The organism is Nostoc sp. ChiSLP03a (genome assembly GCF_034531215.2).
Lineage (GTDB): Bacteria > Cyanobacteriota > Cyanobacteriia > Cyanobacteriales > Nostocaceae > Nostoc.
Map to the genome: position 1 here is coordinate 21643 of NZ_JAVRBQ020000129.1, position 18356 is coordinate 39998.

An 18356-nucleotide genomic window follows, 5' to 3' on the forward strand; every position below is an offset into this window, starting at 1 on the left:
CATATCCAGTTTATATAATATGACACCATCGGTTGCAGACAAAACTCCAATTCCAGCCAAGGTCTGGAGACGACACACCGATCCACCAGGTTTGTGGATTTTTGTCGTTGTCAGTTCAGTCTCTCTGCACTTGCTGGTGTTCTGGCTGATGCGCTCATCTAATGCATTTAGTCTGTGGTTTCCCCAGCAAAATCAATCTGCTGTTCCCGTTGAATTGATAGACATTGCTCCTAAAACAAAATCAGTAATCAAATCAAAATCAACAGCCAAAATAGTTTCGTCAAAGCCACTATCCTCTACTCAAAAGTCTGTACCAGCACGTTCATCACAAACAGCACGAACTACGCCTATAAATCAAGATTTTGGCGCAACAAATTCTCCTGAGAATCTCCAGAAAAAGAGCCGAATTTACGCCTCTCAACCTAATAGCAAACCTTCTAGACAGCAGATAGTCCCCACGCCAACACCGAAACCTTTAGCTAAAGCCACACCGAAACCTACACCTACACCTAAAGCCACACCGAAACCTATAGCTAAAGCCACACCGACACCGAAACCTACACCTCAAGCCACACCGACATCTATAGCTAAAGCCACGCCGACACCTACAGTTCCAATCGGTAACTTACCTTGGAAGCGTCGTCAAGAAATTAAACTGGGAAAGGGAACGCAACTACCAACAGGTATTCCATCAAATCGACCAGTTTTAGAACCTGAAAATAGAGAAACTCCAGCGCCTTCGACTAGAGAAACTCCAGCGCCTTCGACTGGAGGAGCATCGGTAGCAATAGTAGCTCCCTTATCTAGAGATGAAGTGATTAGCTTGATACAATCAAAAGGATTCCGACAAGATGCTTTACCCGATGTTATCGCTTTATACAAGGGAAGCAACACAAAACAATTAGACCCAAGTTTTCTTGTCCCCAATTCGGAGCTCGAACCAGCACAACTTTTGGCTAGCTTGATAATCGATCAGAATGGCAACTTTCAACAGGCTGTAGTTCTAGAAATAGAACCAGCAAAACTGCAAAGTGAAAAAAGTACATACGAGCAAGTCTTGAGGGAAGTTTTCAAAACAGAAAACTTTCTTGCTGCCCACAATAACAATGGCACAAAACCAGAATTGAGCAATTTGTATGTCAGGATCAAAATGCAACCCGCAAATTCCAACTAAATGCTTGAATTTTTACAAAAACTGTGTTAAATTTATAAAGTTGGAAATTTGCGGGCGTAGTTTAGTGGTAAAACTATAGCCTTCCAAGCTATTAATGCGGGTTCGATTCCCGCCGCCCGCTTAGAAAAAACTCTTAAATACACGAGTGCAAAAACCTAAGTCTAAATCTTAGTAAAATAATTAAGTTAAACAGCAATTCACAATTTTTTGCAGCGTACAGAAATAGCTTGAAACTGAGAGTAGCCAAATTCTAGGATGAGGAATAAGCAACACTTTCTTCAACAACATCTGCACTCTGGCTATCTCTTTGTTGTTTTATAGTTGACAGGACTTTGGAAAACGCCCAATAAGTTTTGATTTTTTGAATTTTATAATTGCTGCTAATTAAGATTTTCTAGGCGAATGCGTGGATCGGCTGCTTTGAGCATCAAGTCGGCGATTAAATTGCCAACAATCAGAAGTACTGCGCCCATAACCAAGCTTGCCATTAATAAATATAAATCTTGAGCTTGTAAAGCCTGTAAAGCCAATCTCCCTAAACCAGGCCAGTTGAAGAAAAATTCGGCGATGAAGGCACCATTTAATAAACCAGCTAATTCAAAACCTAATAAAGTAATTAGGGGATTTATAGCGTTGCGGAGTGCATGAACATAGATGACGCGGTTTTCTGGTAAACCTTTGGCACGAGCCGTTTGGATGTAATCTTGACGCAGGACATCTAATAGTTCGCCGCGAGTGATGCGTTGCAAACCCGCAAAACTAGTAATTGAGAGTGCGATGGTGGGTAAAATCATGTGCCAGCCGATATCTAAGATTCTGCCAAACCACGACAGTTCTGAGTGATTGATGCTAGTCATGCTACCCACTGGAAAAAATGGTGAGGTGATTTGAGCTAAAACCAGCAGCGCTAAGGCAGTAATGAAACTAGGAAAGCCTTGTCCTGCGTAACTAATCACTTGTAAAATCCGGTCTGCTGGCCTATTTTGTTTGACAGCAGCAAAGATCCCTAGAGGGATGGCGATCGCCCATGTGACAATTAAAGATGCGATCGCTAATAGCAAAGTCGCTGGTACTCGTTCCCACAACAGCGATGCCACTGAACGTTGATAAATAAAACTCGTGCCAAAATCCCCTTTGGTCAAGATTCGCCATAGCCACAGCCCAAACTGCTCTGGCCAAGACTTATCTAGACCAAACTGCCGTTTGATTTCCTCAATTCTTTCAGGAGATATCTTCGGATTTTGCCGCAGCGTATCTACATAATCACCGGGAGCGAGTTGAATGATGAAAAACGACAGCGCTGACGCCAACAACAAAGTTAGCAGTGCCTGCAATAGTCGCTTTGCCACATAAACAAAAGTTTCGCTCGTGACTAGCCTGATTAGCCAATCCCGACCTGTCTCCAAGGAAATTTTCGTAGATGTCATTTATATTTTGCCCTTTGTCTTTTGTCATTTGTCATTTGTCCTTTGTCCTTCGTCATTTGTCTGTTGTTTTTCTATTGACTAATGACTAATGATTAATGACTAATATTCAATTAAAGAGATAATCGGCACGTCCGGTAAATGTGTACGCCCTTGTAAATCCCGTAGCTCGATAATAAACCCAAATCCTACTAGTTCGCAGCCAATTTTCTGCACTAATTTAGCTGTGGCACTCGCTGTTCCACCTGTGGCAATCAAGTCGTCGACAATCAAAACTCGGCTACCTTGGTGTAAAGCGTCTTGATGCACTTCTAGGCAATCTGTACCATACTCTAGTTGATATTCAATTGAGTGAACGGCTGCTGGTAACTTCCCTTTTTTGCGGATGGGAATAAAACCAGCTCCTAATTTATAAGCCAGAGGTGAACCAAAAATGAATCCTCTCGACTCCATACCAATGACATAATCAACTGTTATTCCAGCTTCATCGCATTTTTGTGCTAAAAAGTCAATAGTGTAGCGCAGTCCCTCTGGGTCGCGCAGTAACGTAGTAATATCCCGAAATAAAATTCCGGGTTTCGGGAAATCTGGAATGTTACGAACGAGAGACTTTAAATCCATAAAATGGGGAATAAAGGAGTAGGAAATGGGGAATCGGCAATGGGACATGGGGCATGGGGAATCAGGAATTAGGGAAGACAAGGGGGACAAAAAAGGATAACTAATGCCCAATGCCCAATGCCCAATGCCCTATTCCCCATTCCCAATTTCAGATACCTGAAAAATCGTACACTATAATGTCATACGCTGGGGGTCAAGTGGGGATAAAGGCTGAAGCTTCGCTCTTCATTGACGATAATTAGAATCTAAACCAAGCTATAAAAGGTATTTCACTAAGAAATGAGGTGAATTTAGTTATGTTTTAAAATTTTGATTTCAATATAGGGAAAACTTTGAGTAGAAAGAGTTAAGTAATGTATATATCAGGTAGTCATGCTACTGCCACAAGTCTAAGGCTCAAGTCTTGGCTACCGATCTTAAATTTGTTTTATCTAGTCTGTTGGAACCGCACAAGGTATTTATAGAATGAATGTTTCAGCAAGTTTAACGCCGTTCAACAGTCCAACCCAAGACTCACTGCCGATGATTCTGGATACTTTACCAGATCCTGCGATCGCTTCCAAAACGTGTCCTCGGAGAACCAGGCTGCAAATTGACCTGATTTTACTGGCAATTGAAGCTTTAGAACTTGGTGGTTCGGAAGCAATCCTGGCTTTTGCTCAAGAGTTGGATCTTAAAGGAATTGTTAAAGACAGGGTGAATTTATGGCGGATGCGTAGCTCTAACCCGCTAAGAAGAGCGCACATACGCCGTCCTTTAACTATTATGGAAGCAAAAGCTTTGGTGGTCATTGCTTGCTATATAGCACGGCGTTTAACTGTTGTCATCCGTCAGTTATTAATGATATGTCAACAAATGGAAGAAAAACAGATTCCATTAGAACAGAATTTGCGGCTATCTAATTATTTAGAGCGGTTTAGAGCGCATTTTAAAAGCCGGATGAATGCTCGACGTTCTGGTGTACTAGCATTAACTTCTGATGAAAAATTAGATGCGCTAGCAATAAATTTATTAGGACAATTACTATTTTGTACTGGTACTGCTGGAATGCAGCGGTTCTGGATTAGTCTTTTTGACGGTGAAGTGGAATGAATATTCAACGTAAGTACAGTCTACCTAATTGTACTCTTCTTTTAGAAGGGTTAAGTGATGTTACTAGGGCTGCACAGTTTCAGGAAATGCGCCCAGAATTATCAATATTGGTAAATGCAGAATGCTATTTATCTGGTTACAATCAACCTTTAACCGGAGGGCGAGAATTTTTTGAAAGTTTGGTGAGGGCTGTTAGTGGTTATGCTCAAGAATTTCTGAGTACTGTACCTAATCCGCAAGCACACAACCAGGAATCGGAGCTAGTAGAGTTTCAAAAAATTGACGGCAACCGCCACAGGTTAATCATACATTCAGAGAATGCTCCAGAGGGGTTCGATCGTTCTAATAATTCTAAACGTCCGCCGATTGAAATAGATTTGAATACGGTACAGTTGTTTGATTTAGTAGAAGCAGTGGATCAGTTTTTTGCTGATACTCAGACTTTACCAGAATTATCCTTAGAACTACAACCAGTTACTAGACGCTATGGCGGTGCTAGTCAGGCTGTAATCAGGCAGGCTGTTCCTGCTGCCATAGGAGTATCAAGTTTAGCAGTAGCAGCGATCGCATTTAACTTGATTCCACCTCCCCAAATTCGTCCACCACAGCCTAAACCAGACGAACAATCTAGCTCTACAACAAACAACCTTAATCCTCCAGCATCAGCAGCTGCAACACCCATCGAGGCTACAACACCGACGACACCACCCACAGCCAATGAAAAGCCAGTAGTTAAAGATTTAGAAGCACTTTTAAATACAGTTCCAGAAATTACCGATCCATCCCAGTTGCGTGCATTGAATCGTCAAGTCTATAACCAAGTTCATCCAGCTTGGACTAAGCGTTCAGGATTGCAACAGGATTTGATCTATCGTTTGGGTGTAGCTGCGGATGGAGCGATCGTTGGTTATAAAGCGGTGAATAAAGAGGCCAATCAAGAAGTCGGGCAAACTCCTTTGCCTAACCTACTTTATAATCCTGCTAACCGCGCTCCCATTTCTAATGAACCAATCGCCCAATTTCGAATAGTGTTTACTACAAATGGTGTGCTGCAAGTTAGTCCTTGGCGAGGATATGCTAAGACACCAGAGGTAGTCGGTGCAAAAATTACTGACTCTAATATCACTAAAGGTTTAAATCAAAAGCTTTATAATACAGTTCGTCAAAGCTGGAGTGGCACTCCTACCTTTACGCGAGATTTAAAATATCGAGTAGCAGTCAACAAAGATGGTGTAATTGCTGACTATGAACCACTCAATCAAGTCGCCTTTGATTATTTCCGAGAAACACCTCTTCCTAAGATGTTTAACGACATTTATGGTTCTAATGTAGCTCCTCCCAATGACAAAGAACCTCTAGCCCACTTTCAAGTAATATTCAAGCCTAACGGCAAGCTGGAAGTCACTCCTTGGAAGGGATATCAGTAATTGGGTATGGGGCATGGGGCATGGAGCATTGGGCATTGGGCATTGGGTATGGGTATGGGGTATGGGGCAAGAGAATTAAGTTGCTATTCCCTATTTCCTATGGTTTTTAGGTAAGCATTGAGCTTGGGTAATAGTTCATCAAGAATTGGTTTTAATCTGCTTACCTGTTCATTTGTCAATAACTGTCTGGTGTAGGCTAACCTCAACCAACTGATAGTTTCATACAAAGACCCTCTCGCAATCTTGACAAAACGCCGATTATCTTGGTCGTTGTACCTACCTCTACCTTCTGCGATGTTCGCACAAATACTATCAGCAGACCGAACAATTTGTTTGCCCAGTGTATCTTTAGTAAAATTTTCCCATCCTTTAGCAATACGCCAAATTTCATTAGCTAGCTTTTCAGCAAGTTTATAAACTTCTAAGTCCTCAAAATCAGGTCTTCTCACAAAAGTCTATTGATCATTTATTGATCAATAGTTCCCAATTCTTAATGCCCCATACCCAATGCTCAATGACGCCAATGACGCCACTTGCTCCACTTGGGGAGACCCCAAGCGCAGTGGCTCCCCAATGCCCAATTCCCAATGCCCAATGCCCAATGCCCAATTCCCAATTACCGTGTAATTCTCCGCATATAATTTCCCCATAATTGAGCTGCTTGAGCGCTGCTACCAGATGTCGGGGAATTATTGTCGTTTCCCAGCCAAACGCCAGTTACAAGTCGCTGACTGGGGATAAAACCAATAAACCACAAGTCAACGTTTTTATCAGTCGTGCCAGTTTTACCAGCTTCGCCTAGTCCAATGGCAGCACTACGACCAGTACCTCTTGCGATTACACCGCGCATCAAACTAGTCATTTCATCGGCGACATTAGTTGTTAACACTCGTTTGTTGGCACCTGGATCTTGGTCGAAGGAGTAGATTACCCGACAGGTTTTGATATCATTGCGATCGCTGCAATCACCACTGTCTAAAATTCGGCTAATGGCATGGGGAGGATTCAACACACCGCGATTACCAATAGCGCCAAAAGCACCAGTCATTTCCAAAACATTGACTACGCTTTGACCCAGTACCAAGCCGGGAACCGGATCGAGGTTTGATTTTATCCCCAAACGCTGTGCCATTGCCACGACTTTATCCAGCCCGACTTCTCTGGCAACTCGCAAGGCGATGGGATTCTCTGAAAGCGCCAGTCCGGTGGCAATATCTAAACTAGTGTCAGCACCAGCACGACAGGGTTTATAAGTAAAGCCTTGCCAAGTTAAAGGGGCGCAAGAATAACTTTTTGATTCTGGAATTCCCTGTTGAATCGCGGCCGTATAGGCAAAGATTTTAAAGGTAGAACCTGGTTGTCTTTTGGCTTGAACAGCACGATTGAACTGACTTTTTTTGTAATCAGTCCCGCCTACCATTGCCAGGATACTGCCTGTACTAGAGTCAAGAGTGACTAATGCCCCTTGAGAAAAATTAAAAGTTCTACCAGAGTTGTTGACCGAATTACTTAACGCTGCTTCTGCTTGTCTCTGTATGGCTGGATCGAGCTTGGTTTCAATGATATAGTTTCCCTCTCTTGCAGCTCCCTCCCCCAAAATTGATTCGAGTTCAGAGAAAACGTAACTGTAAAAATAAGGTGCGATCGTTTTAGCTTGCTGTTCGCACACTTTAGGACTAATTTGAACAGTGGAACGTCTAGCTCGGTTCGCATCCTCTGGTTTAATTTTGCCCATCTCCAGCAACCGCTTAATCACACGATTTCGGTATTCAGCTGCTTCTAGCTTATTTGGCCCATCCCCACAAAAATCGAAGGCGTTGGGTGCTGGTAAAATTCCTACCAATGTTGCTGCTTCTGCCAAAGTTAATTCTTTAGCCGACTTTTCAAAGTAATATCGGGCTGCATCCTCAAAGCCAGAGGTATCTCCTCCCAAAAAAACCCGATTTAAGTACATCAGCAAAATATCATCTTTACTGTAAAATGTTTCGAGTTTTAGGGCGACAACTGCCTCCCGCAATTTCCGGCCAAGGGTATCCTGTCTGCCTACATACTCGCGGAACAAACTGCGGGCAACTTGCTGGGTTACTGTACTAGCTCCTTGTTGCACATCTCCGGTGCGGCTATTAATCAACACAGCTCGTAAAATTCCCAGAGGATCAACCCCAAAGTGCCAGTAATAACGACTATCTTCTGAAGCCACTACCGCAGCAGGCAAATAAGGGCCAAATTCCTCTAATCGCTTCATGTCTACATGAGAGATTGTCCGAGGTTCTCTCAGAGGAGTGGCTCCATCACGGGCGTAAACAACTACTGGGGCGCGTGTCGCTGTCGGTAGAGGTTTGACTTTAAATTTTAGCCATTCGACGCCAATCACTAATGTTAACAGGGCAGTGACGCCACCGACACCATAAGCTGTCCAAGTTGCAGCTTTGACATACCATGCTGGTGGGTCGACATATTGCAACCGTACAGAAGCGGCGAGTTCTGGGGCCCCCAGAGTCAGAATATCGCCGTGACGCAGTTCTAGAGAACTAACACGACGTTTGCCACGATAAATGCCATTGGTGGAGTTTTCGTCTTTGATCGTGAAAACTGGTGTGCGCTGACTAGAATTCCGCGATAATGAGAGGTGAATTTGGCTGACAACAGGGTTACGGATAACGATATCGCTGGATTTCGAGCTACGTCCAAGAATATAGCGATCGCCCAACAGTGGATATACTTCTGCTTTATCCGCCCCCGCGTCCTGCACCCAAAGTTCTGGTACTTTGGCATTAGGCTTGAGCGCCAATTTTGAAAAATCGACCCTAGCTTGAATCGTATGTACTGCTTGAGTCAGTTGACCTAGTAACGTTTGTGGCTTGTGAGGGGGTTGGGGAGAACTCATCGGCTATTCACATCACAGTTTTTAATGAAGAATCGGGCGAATTACAATCAATTTTAGATGTTAGTCTTTCATCATTTTACTCATAAGCCAAAGCATAAATTAGCTATACGTAACTTTTTGAGCTAATTTATACTTTAATTTATGTTAAAGCTAAAGTAATGTTGTAACTTTAATCACTTTTTTATATAGACAAATATTTCTGTATATTATTTTCAAAAGCTTATATAAGCTAGTATAAATAGTTCAATAACTACAGATATACTTTTTATTTGTGTCTTGTGAAACACTAGTTGTCAATAAATAACTGATTTAATTTTTACCAATTTTACATATCCACATATTCTGAAACAAACCTAAATATCTTCATTTAGGAGGATTTTCTAAATCTTGGTTATCTGCTTTAATGGGGCGAGTGTTCTGTTGAGGTTAATTTGAGAAATGATGGGAAAATCTCTGAGCTTGATTGGTACAGCTTTATCTTTGGCACTTACCACTAATATTGCTGTAGCCGAATCCAGTAAATCCCCCATAGCCCAATCTAGTACCGACTCCACTAGTGCACCAGCGGAAATCAAGCTGTCACCAGAAGGTAAGAAAATTCTGTGCGAGAATTTTCCACTTAATTCACGTTGTCCTGGTGGCACAGCACTCACCCCTAGCGCTCCTGGTAGCACTACAGTACCAGCAGAAACAACACCAGCAGAAACAACAACGCCTGATAGCACCACCACTCCTGACAGCACAACTGCACCAGGAAGCACTCCTTCTGGATCTGGTACTCCCGAAACCACTCCATCACCAGGAAGCACAACCCCATCGGCACCTGGCGCACCTAGCAATTTAACTCCACCACCAGGAAGCGTTACTCCAACCACTCCTGAAGGCGCACCTAGCAACTTAACTCCACCAGGAAGCTCAACCACTCCTGAAGGCGCACCTAGCAACTTAACTCCACCATCAGGAAGCCCAACTACTCCTGAAAGCGCACCTACTACTCCTGGCAGCACTACCGAACCAGGTAGCTCAACTACACCAGAACAACCTGGCACTCCTGGCACTCCTGGCAGCAGCCTCGAACCTGGTAGCTCTCCCAGTACTCCTGGCTCTAGTTCACCAAAAACTCCTACCACAGGTAACTAAATTTAAAGCTGGGGCATAATCTAAATAATGGTTTGCCATCAGCGATCGTCGGTGCATCTTTACGTGAACTTTTGCACCAGTTTGCATAACTGGTGTTAAGTGACAAATAAAAATTGATAAAAACCTTATAAGTAAAGTCTTCGCATATAAGACTGAGCAAGGGTTTTACTAAGTCAATAGCCTGGGATTAATCCTCCCAGGCTTAATAGTTTAATGGGATCTGCCAGTTGAAGTCGGTGTTTTTTGCAAGGAAGCAATTAACAGGCAAACAATACCGATACTAATAAATGAATCTGCCACATTAAATACAGCAAAGTTAATCAGGCGAAAATCAAGAAAATCAACGACATAGCCTAAAACAAAACGATCGATACCGTTGCCCATAGCTCCACCTAAAATCAAGCCATAGCCTAACTGATCCCACAAATTTAATGTTGGACCAATTAACGCCAATGCTATCAACACTAAACTCACTCCTAAAGATAGCCAGCGCAACCACTCTACTTTCCCACTCAACAGACTAAAAGCCGCACCAGTGTTAGTGACATACGTAAAGTGAAAGATACCTGGTAAGAGTGGTAGTGTCTGTCCCAAGCTAAAGCTTTGTACTACCCAGTACTTTGTTATTTGGTCTAAGAAAAAAGCAATGAAAGCAGCGATCCAGAAAAGACGATTTTTTAAATGCATGGCGAATTAGTCATTGGTCGTTGGTCGTTGGTCATTAGTCATTGGTCATTGGTCATGAGCTTTTGACAAATGACAAAGGACGAAAGGCAATGAACTAATAAAACATTAAGTGACGCAATATATATGCTATTACACTAACTGCACAGACCACGGTTAGTTGACCTGGTAGTGCAAACCAGGAATATCTAAGGATTGCTTGTATCAAGGTTAGATTTTCTGTGCCTTTCCACTGAAAAAAATAGCTAATAATTAAATAAGTAATACCGCATAGGTGGAGAGTTAATAAGCCACAGAGACAACTAAAGGCAAGAGTTTCTAGTCGAGGTCTCGCTTTAAAAGCAACTAAGCCACAAATCCAAGCTCCAGGAATAAAACCTAGTAGATAGCCAAATTGAGACAACTTGACATAACCAATACCGCCGCCATCGGCAAATACTGGTAATAAGGTTAACCCCATGACTAAATAGGCAATTTGCGAGAGGGCACCCGCATTTTTGCCTCCTAAACAACCCACCAACAATACTGCGCCAATTTGAAAAGTGACACCTAAAGAAAAAGTCTGAATTCCGTGCTGACTCCAAGTCCAAGGAAAGGTGATGCCATAAACTTCTAAGAAGGTACCACCCATTGTCAGGAGTAAGCCAATCATAGACCATAGTAATTGATTGGAAGCAGCAAACATTTATCAGGCAACCAAGGAAAAGCAAAAGGGAAAATCAACAGCAACTAGTATATTCATTAATATTGAAATGAAATTTGTGCTGACATCTTAAGAACTAGCATATTTTCTTTTGCCTTTTTGGTATGTAATTTTTCAGTTCTACGAATTTCAGCTTAGGTGTCTATTGTCTAATTTTATTAACTGAGGCGTGTTCTGAATTCTGGTATTTGACCGAAAATACAGTAAAATCTACATTATTGAGCTTGGTATTTATACTATTTTTTCAGATAATTGCCTAAATTTAGCTACAAAGTGCTTAATATTTATAGTGCTTATCAGTTGAGTCTAATACAGACCTAACAAGAACAGCCACTTTCCAAGGAAGTGAAATAAGATTCATAGCCTTTATTCTTTTAAAAGAGGTAGAAGCGTATTGGACACAAAGCAAAAGCGCTATTCCATACTAAAATTTTTTCACAACTGAGCCAAAAAATTTACTCTAATAATAAAGTTTTGTAAATGCGTATGAGCTACTTAACCCAGTGCTAGATGTAACTTGGGAGTCAAGTAAGAGTATAAAAATTATCAAGCAAAACTAAAAATAAGGGTTTGTTCTTCATCAAAAAAAAAACAAGCATTTTTTGTTCTATTAACCTATTGTTAATCTTTATTGCTGTCCTTTAGGAGTATCTTAGAAACGCTCACCTGAAAAGTTACTAAAAAATTGATAGCGATGCTCTCACGTCTTAGTGCAATAAAAACTCATCGCCTCACAGGTTCAATTTCAGTGTTAGCACTGACAATCAGCCTAGCAGCTTGTGGCGGACAGCAAACACCAGATGGTACAGCCACCAAAGATACGCCTTCTGGCACTGCTACAGATACTACTGCTTCTAGCCCAGCTAAATTAGACCTTGGCGGAACCGTAAAGTTAAGCGGGGCTGGTGCGTCTTTTCCGGCACCACTGTACGATACCTGGTTCACAGATTTAAATAAAAAATATCCCAATCTGCAAGTTGACTATGCATCAGTTGGTAGCGGTTCTGGAGTTGAACAATTTATCAAAGGCACTGTAGATTTTGGTGCCAGCGATGTTGCGATGAAGGATGAAGAAATTCAGAAAGTACCAGCAGATAGGGGTGTTATTTTACTGCCTGTAACTGCTGGTAGCATCGTGCTGGCTTACAACTTGCCTGATGTTCCAGAACTTAAACTGCCACGAGCCGTTTACGCCGATATTCTACTAGGCAAAATCACGTCTTGGGATGATGCCCAAATTGCCAAGGCTAACCCAGGTGCAAAGCTTCCGAAAGAGGCAATAACGGTTGTTTATCGTTCTGATGGTAGCGGAACTACGGGTGTGTTTACAAAACACCTCAGCGCTATTAGCCCTGAGTGGAAGAGTAAAGTTGGTGAAGGCAAAACCGTCAACTGGCCTAAAGGAGTAGGTGCTAAAGGTAACGAGGGTGTTACTGCCCAAATCCAACAAACTCAAGGTTCCATTGGTTATGTCGAGTATGGCTATGCCAAACAAAATAGTCTCAAGTTTGCTACTTTGGAAAATAAAGGTGGTAAGTTTGTTGTAGCTAGTGAAGAGTCCGCTTCTAAAACTCTCGAATCAGTAGCTCTACCCGCAAATCTCCGCTCCTTCATTTCCGATCCCGACGGGGCTGATTCCTATCCTATCGTCACTTACACCTGGATTTTGGCTTACAAGAAATACCCCAATGCGGCAAAAGCCAAGGCGATTGAAGCTGCGATCGAATACGCTTTAACTGATGGACAGAAGCAAGCTAGTGCATTAGGATATGTTCCTTTACCCTCAAATGTGATTACAAAGGTAGCTGCTGCTGCTGACCAAATCAGTCCAGAGTACAAAATTTCTGTTGCCAGTGGTAATAGCGCTAGCAAGTAAGCAAGCAATAAAACATGCCTATCCAGTAGTAACTTTGGACACAGAGTTACTATTGTATAAGTCAGCTTAAATAGATGATGAGGCAACAATTTTACTAATTTGGTTGCCTCCATATTTTTCTCTGATTTAATTCTGAAAGTCGGTATTCATGACTACAAATTCTCAAAATCTGTCATCAGCGATGAAAAATCGCTCTGACGCCGAAAAATCCCTAGATTTGGGTTTTATCTGGCTGACTAAAATTTTCGCTTTTGGGGTTGCTGGTACTTTATTATGGATTGGGTGGCAGGTTGCAATTGGTGCTTGGCCTGCCATTCAACAGTTTGGTGTCAGCTTTTTAGCTAATACCACTTGGAATCCAGTTAATGATAGCTATGGAGTGCTACCTCAAATTTATGGAACTCTCGTGAGTTCTTTTATTGGTCTGCTGATAGCAGTACCAATTGGTGTTGGTACTGCCATTGTCCTGAGCGAGGATTTTTTACCTGCAAAAGTGAAACTGGTACTGGTTTTTGCGGTAGAACTGCTCGCAGCTATTCCCAGCGTTGTCTATGGCGTGTGGGGTATTTTTGTTTTGGTGCCAATATTAACCAGCTTGGGAAAATGGCTCAATGGTTACTTTGGCTGGCTGCCATTTTTTAGCACTTCTCCTACAGGGCCAGGAATGTTGCCAGCGGGAGTCATATTAGCGATTATGACTTTGCCCATCATCACAGCTCTATCCCGCGATGCCTTGATTTCTGTACCCCCCAGCTTGCGCCAAGCCTCTATAGGGCTAGGAGCAACCCGCTGGGAAACGATTTTGCAAGTTCTTATCCCAGCAGCCTTTTCGGGCATAGTTAGTGCTGTGATGTTGGGACTTGGCCGCGCAATGGGAGAGACAATGGCTGTAACGATGTTAATTGGAAACTCCAACAACATCAGTCTCTCTTTGTTAGCACCAGCCAATACAATTTCTTCTCTACTGGCAAATCAATTTTCAGAAGCAAGTGGTTTGCAAGTTGCGGCTTTAATGTACGCGGCTTTAATTCTATTTTTTTTGACGCTGGTAGTCAATATTCTGGCAGAGTTGATCGTTTTGAGAGTCAAGCGAATATAGCTTAGTTTTGAGTTAAATTATGACTTCTAATTTTCCAGAGCGCAGTTTAACTCGCTCTCCCACTTCTCAAAGGACACTGTTTAATACAGTAATGACCGTAATCGCTTTTACTTGCGGAGTATTGGCACTTTTACCTTTGCTAGCAGTGCTTTCTTACGTGATTATTAAAGGCTTTAGCAGTTTGAGTCCGGCTGTGTTTGTGGAATTGCCACCCAAAGCTCTCCAAAAAGGAGGAGGCTTTGGTAATGCAATTTTAGGCACGCTACTGATGGTAGGAATTGCTGCCTTGATTAGTATCCCCTTTGGAGTTTTAGGGGCGATTTACATCACAGAATTTAGTTCGGCAAGAGTAGCTAGATGGGTGCGTTTTGCAGCTAACGTCCTTAGTGGAGTCCCCTCCATTATTGCTGGGGTATTTGCCTATGGGATTGTAGTTTTGACAATGGTAAAGTTGAATTTAGGATCGTATTCAGCTCTAGCTGGAGGGTTTGCACTGGCAATTTTGATGTTGCCAATTATTCTGCGAACTACTGATGAAGCGTTACAGTTAGTATCGCAAGATTTGCGACAAGCTTCTGTAGGGTTGGGAGCGACTAACTTTCAAACTGTAAGTCAAGTAGTCTTACCAGCAGCTTTACCAGCTATTGTAACTGGGGCAACGCTAGCGATCGCCAGAGCATCTGGAGAAACCGCACCTTTGCTATTTACTGCTCTATTTTCTAACTTTTGGCCAGATGGTTTATTCCAACCAACAGCTTCTCTAGCTGTTTTGGTTTACAAATACGCCATTTCTCCGTTTAAAAATTGGCAATCTCTAGCTTGGGCAGCATCTTTGATTTTGGTATTGATGGTTCTAATCACAAGTATCATCGCTCGCTGGGCAACTCGCAAAAAAGCTTAGTAAACAACCATCCACAGTGCATATCCCATCGCTTAAACTAACACTAGATTTAATTTATGGCTACTAATACTAGGACAGTGAATGACACTGAAACCGTTTTACGCACTGAAAATCTCAACGTTTACTATGGCAAGTTTTTAGCCTTACAGAATATTTGGCTAGATATACCCAAAAATCAGGTTACTGCTTTTATCGGCCCTTCTGGTTGTGGTAAAAGTACGTTGTTGCGATGCTATAACCGTCTCAATGACTTGATTGAGTCATTTCGGGCAGAAGGTAAAATACTTTTTTACGATAAAAATTTGTATGCATCCGATATCGACCCTGTAGAAGTGCGTCGGAGAATTGGGATGGTGTTTCAAAGACCAAACCCATTTCCCAAATCAATTTATGACAATATTACTTTTGGAGCCAAAATCAACGGCTATAAAGGTAATTTGGATGAATTGGTAGAAAGCAGTCTCAGAAAAGCAGCTTTGTGGGATGAAGTCAAAGATAAACTACAGCAAAGTGGCTCGTCTTTATCAGGTGGACAACAACAACGGTTATGTATTGCTCGTGCGATCGCAGTACAACCTGAAATTATACTGATGGATGAACCTTGCTCTGCTCTTGACCCTATTTCCACCTTGCGTGTTGAAGAACTGATTCACGAACTTAAAGAGCAATATACTATTGTCATTGTCACCCATAACATGCAGCAAGCAGCGCGTGTTTCTGATAAGACAGCCTTTTTTAATGTTCGGACTTCAGAGACAGGAACCCGTAATGGCTATATGGTAGAGTATGATGCAACAGAAGTGATTTTCAACAATCCTCAGCAGGAAGATACCAGAGATTACGTCAGCGGCAAATTTGGATAAATAAATATTTCATATTACATTGTTGATATTAAAGCAATGAGGAATACTCGAAAATTAAAGTTGTGCGATATTCCTCTATGTTTTTTATTTGAAGGACTTTTTTCTCCCCAACAAACTTCATTTCCATGTTGTCCGATGTCTATTACTTGGTGCGCTCAAAAACTGACGGGAATTATCTGATAGCTCGTCCTGATGCTGAAACATCGGGCTATTTATTGCTGTTTCAAGAAAACTTTGACGCCCTTAGCTATCTCAACGCCCACGCAGCAGAAGTGGCAAATCGCTTTGCTGTGGAATCTATAGCGCGTACACAGTTGGGAAACTTGCTCAAACGCTGGGGTTTTAGCGGTGTGGGGATTGTAACTGACCCGTTATTGCCCAAAGTTGAGTTTTTACAGCACAGTTAAGCTTTACTTCCTCATTTGTTAATTGGATATTCTTCATCAATTTTGGGTTTCAATCTTTAACTAGCGACAGCAGCGATCGCACTAATTTGTTATTTATACTTATGGTCTATTGTTCACAATGCTTCCATCAGGCATGATGGTGTGGAAAAGGATAGCATTATTGACATCAGCATCAGTACTACCTGTCAAGTTAGCATAGCTGAGGTTAGCCCCCTCAAAAATAGCAGCCTCCAGCTTAGTATAAGAGAGATCAGTGTCAATCAACAGAGCGTTCTCCAAAGAGGCGCTATACAGGTCAGCCCTATTTAGGTCAGCACCACTGAGATTAGCCCCACTTAGATCCGCACTCAGATGACTACCACTGAGATTAGCCTGTCTGAGATCAGTATTAATCATTTCAGCACTCTCGAAGTGAGTACCTGCCAAACAAGCCCCACAGAGGCTGGCATCTATTAGGTTTGCACCATCCAAGTAAGCTCTACTCAGATCAATACCACGCAAGTCAGTTCTACTTAAGTTAGCGTTAATCAAATCAACTCCAGTAAAATCTCTATCTCCAGCAGCATAACGCCTGAGCAATTCCTCGGCATCCATATCTCAATTCCCGCATTAATTAACATATTCAAAATATATGGTGTTAAGTAAATAGTTGTGCGATCGCACAACTAAAATCAGGCAATATAGATGAACTTAATTCATCACCATTGAATAACGTAGCAACTAACTTTAAACTTGCTTGTTCGCGTCGATATACTTCCACCTGTTGCTTGCGCCAATCTACAATCCAATATTCTCTGACACCTCGTGATGAGTAGAGCTTAAGTTTTAGTTCTCTGTCCCGCTTTTCATTTTCATCACCAGCAGATAACACCTCTACAACCAGTTCTGGCGCACCTGTCAAATGCCCCGCCTCGTCTAAAAGTAAAGGCAATCTCTCGTTGCTAGCCCAGACAACATCGGGAATAACATTATCATTATCACCAAAAATTATTCCTGGAGCCGTCACAACTTCTCCCAGACCAGTAGTTTGTGACCAGTTATCCAAGGAAGTGCTAATTCTGACACAAGTTTTTTGATGCTTCCAATGAGGCGCTCTAGTCACAAATAATTCCCCGTCAATAATTTCATAGCGATTTCCGTTATCTGGAAACAACTCTAAATCGACGGTAGTCCAGCGCACTCTCTCAGATATCGGCTGGTTCATAAATCATCTCAGTTAGGGGATTTACCTATTTTAGCCTGGGTGGAAATGGGACATTAATTAGGAGCTAAGTATGGAGTCAATCTAAATTCCAAAAATATTGGGTGGAGCGATGCCTACGGCAGCAAGCTACGCCCCACCCAACTTAAAATAATTTAATCATTAACTACTAATTCGCTACCTCAGCCACCTCAATAACTCGCCCTTCATAGTCCTTGACTAAAAAGTTCAGGGGTTTATGGTTACGAATCTTCAATTTCAAACCGCGCATTTCGACTCGCATTAAAATCATTTCCAGGCAGTCGTGGTCAAAACAAACGTGGCGTTGCTGATTTTTGCTACCTAAACTCGCACCAGTAATCACGTGTAACTGGGTATTTTTCTTCAATTGATACCATAGCCCATCGTTGGCATTATTCATCATTTTGCTAGACAAGCTCGGCCCAGTAGACATATATAACGGATCGATGCCAGTTGCGCCTATAGTTTGTTCGTAGTTGTAGTAGTAGTGCAATGGCACCTCAGCTGCTGGCAAATCTAGCAGTCCTTCATACAACTGTCGGGCAATCTCCAAATCTGACACCATTACAGTGTGTACTTTTGGGGCACTAGTGAGAAACATCCACATAGCACCAGCGTAAGCTGCTAGCAGCATCACCATAATGCCTTGGGTGGAGAACAGGCTATCTAAGGGCAGGGAAGGCAGAAAGGAGCCTAAAGTAAGGGGACTGAGCAAGGATGATACCACACTAACTACTATAACCATGAACAAATAAGGATTCTTTAAGAGAGTTGATTTTATGATTGTCGATTAAGACTAAAATTAAGTCCTTGTTTCTAGTTTATCAATACTCAAC

Annotated in this window: 18 protein-coding genes and 1 tRNA gene; 9 read left to right on the forward strand and 10 right to left on the reverse strand. The window is 42.2% G+C overall.

The features are described from left to right. The first annotated feature begins 19 nt into the window (after positions 1 to 19). Entirely contained in the window at positions 20 to 1174 is a 1155-nt protein-coding gene (locus RMY32_RS21305; protein WP_322713343.1) for a hypothetical protein, read from the forward strand. 50 nt (positions 1175 to 1224) lie between these two features. Beyond that, positions 1225 to 1295 (forward strand) — tRNA-Gly (locus RMY32_RS21310). Between the two features lie 259 nt (positions 1296 to 1554). Here the strand turns inward: RMY32_RS21310 and RMY32_RS21315 are convergent. Both RMY32_RS21315 and RMY32_RS21320 read right to left on the reverse strand, forming a co-directional pair. Beyond that, the gene (locus RMY32_RS21315) at positions 1555 to 2601 is read right to left on the reverse strand and encodes an ABC transporter permease (protein ID WP_322675301.1); all 1047 of its coding nucleotides are present in this window, start codon (positions 2599 to 2601) and stop codon (positions 1555 to 1557) included. Between the two features lie 99 nt (positions 2602 to 2700). Next, positions 2701 to 3219, reverse strand: a complete 519-nt coding sequence (locus RMY32_RS21320; RefSeq protein ID WP_322694165.1) for an adenine phosphoribosyltransferase — start codon at positions 3217 to 3219, stop codon at positions 2701 to 2703. Positions 3220 to 3684: 465 nt separating this feature from the next. Here RMY32_RS21320 and RMY32_RS21325 point away from each other — a divergent pair, with 465 nt between their 5' ends. Next, on the forward strand, positions 3685 to 4311 hold the full coding sequence (locus tag RMY32_RS21325; protein WP_322675299.1) for a DUF3038 domain-containing protein: 627 nt from the start codon (positions 3685 to 3687) through the stop codon (positions 4309 to 4311). Then, complete coding sequence (locus tag RMY32_RS21330) at positions 4308 to 5738, forward strand: DUF4335 domain-containing protein (RefSeq protein WP_322713344.1); 1431 nt, start codon at positions 4308 to 4310, stop codon at positions 5736 to 5738. Before RMY32_RS21325 ends, RMY32_RS21330 begins: the two co-directional genes overlap by 4 nt. A gap of 83 nt (positions 5739 to 5821) precedes the next feature. On the opposite strand, the gene RMY32_RS21335 is transcribed toward RMY32_RS21330, so the two are convergent. From RMY32_RS21335 to RMY32_RS21355, 5 genes are all read right to left on the reverse strand, one after another. Further along, positions 5822 to 6187 carry a four helix bundle protein gene (locus RMY32_RS21335; protein WP_322713345.1) on the reverse strand — a complete coding sequence of 122 codons (366 nt, stop codon included), beginning with the start codon at positions 6185 to 6187 and terminating at the stop codon, positions 5822 to 5824. 167 nt (positions 6188 to 6354) lie between these two features. After that, positions 6355 to 8625: a transglycosylase domain-containing protein gene (locus tag RMY32_RS21340; protein ID WP_322713346.1), complete on the reverse strand. Its 2271-nt coding sequence runs from the start codon at positions 8623 to 8625 to the stop codon at positions 6355 to 6357. A gap of 380 nt (positions 8626 to 9005) precedes the next feature. Further along, positions 9006 to 9755: a hypothetical protein gene (locus tag RMY32_RS21345; RefSeq protein WP_322713347.1), complete on the reverse strand. Its 750-nt coding sequence runs from the start codon at positions 9753 to 9755 to the stop codon at positions 9006 to 9008. A 220-nt stretch (positions 9756 to 9975) separates the two neighbouring features. Beyond that, positions 9976 to 10452, reverse strand: coding sequence for a signal peptidase II (lspA, locus tag RMY32_RS21350; RefSeq protein WP_289795760.1), 477 nt, complete (start codon positions 10450 to 10452; stop codon positions 9976 to 9978). A gap of 94 nt (positions 10453 to 10546) precedes the next feature. Then, a complete protein-coding gene (locus RMY32_RS21355) occupies positions 10547 to 11134 on the reverse strand; it encodes a biotin transporter BioY (protein ID WP_322713348.1) in 588 nt (195 codons plus the stop codon). A 712-nt stretch (positions 11135 to 11846) separates the two neighbouring features. Here RMY32_RS21355 and pstS point away from each other — a divergent pair. From pstS to RMY32_RS21380, 5 genes are all read left to right on the forward strand, one after another. Further along, on the forward strand, positions 11847 to 13028 hold the full coding sequence (pstS, locus tag RMY32_RS21360; RefSeq protein ID WP_322713349.1) for a phosphate ABC transporter substrate-binding protein PstS: 1182 nt from the start codon (positions 11847 to 11849) through the stop codon (positions 13026 to 13028). 148 nt (positions 13029 to 13176) lie between these two features. Further along, the gene (gene pstC, locus RMY32_RS21365; RefSeq protein WP_322694171.1) at positions 13177 to 14127 is read left to right on the forward strand and encodes a phosphate ABC transporter permease subunit PstC; all 951 of its coding nucleotides are present in this window, start codon (positions 13177 to 13179) and stop codon (positions 14125 to 14127) included. 19 nt (positions 14128 to 14146) lie between these two features. Next, complete coding sequence (pstA, locus tag RMY32_RS21370) at positions 14147 to 15028, forward strand: phosphate ABC transporter permease PstA (RefSeq protein ID WP_322713350.1); 882 nt, start codon at positions 14147 to 14149, stop codon at positions 15026 to 15028. A 56-nt stretch (positions 15029 to 15084) separates the two neighbouring features. After that, positions 15085 to 15891 (forward strand): phosphate ABC transporter ATP-binding protein PstB, encoded by an 807-nt coding sequence (gene pstB / locus RMY32_RS21375; RefSeq protein ID WP_104909556.1) that lies wholly within the window; start codon positions 15085 to 15087, stop codon positions 15889 to 15891. Positions 15892 to 16016: 125 nt separating this feature from the next. Next, on the forward strand, positions 16017 to 16298 hold the full coding sequence (locus tag RMY32_RS21380; RefSeq protein ID WP_322713351.1) for a hypothetical protein: 282 nt from the start codon (positions 16017 to 16019) through the stop codon (positions 16296 to 16298). A 99-nt stretch (positions 16299 to 16397) separates the two neighbouring features. On the opposite strand, the gene RMY32_RS21385 is transcribed toward RMY32_RS21380, so the two are convergent. The 3 genes from RMY32_RS21385 to RMY32_RS21395 all read right to left on the reverse strand — a co-directional run bounded on the left by RMY32_RS21385 (position 16398) and on the right by RMY32_RS21395 (position 18265). Continuing rightward, entirely contained in the window at positions 16398 to 16892 is a 495-nt protein-coding gene (locus tag RMY32_RS21385; protein WP_322713352.1) for a pentapeptide repeat-containing protein, read from the reverse strand. A 43-nt stretch (positions 16893 to 16935) separates the two neighbouring features. Then, complete coding sequence (locus tag RMY32_RS21390) at positions 16936 to 17502, reverse strand: Uma2 family endonuclease (protein ID WP_322713353.1); 567 nt, start codon at positions 17500 to 17502, stop codon at positions 16936 to 16938. 166 nt (positions 17503 to 17668) lie between these two features. Continuing rightward, positions 17669 to 18265 (reverse strand): glyoxalase-like domain protein, encoded by a 597-nt coding sequence (locus tag RMY32_RS21395; RefSeq protein WP_322713354.1) that lies wholly within the window; start codon positions 18263 to 18265, stop codon positions 17669 to 17671. Positions 18266 to 18356: the final 91 nt, after the last annotated feature.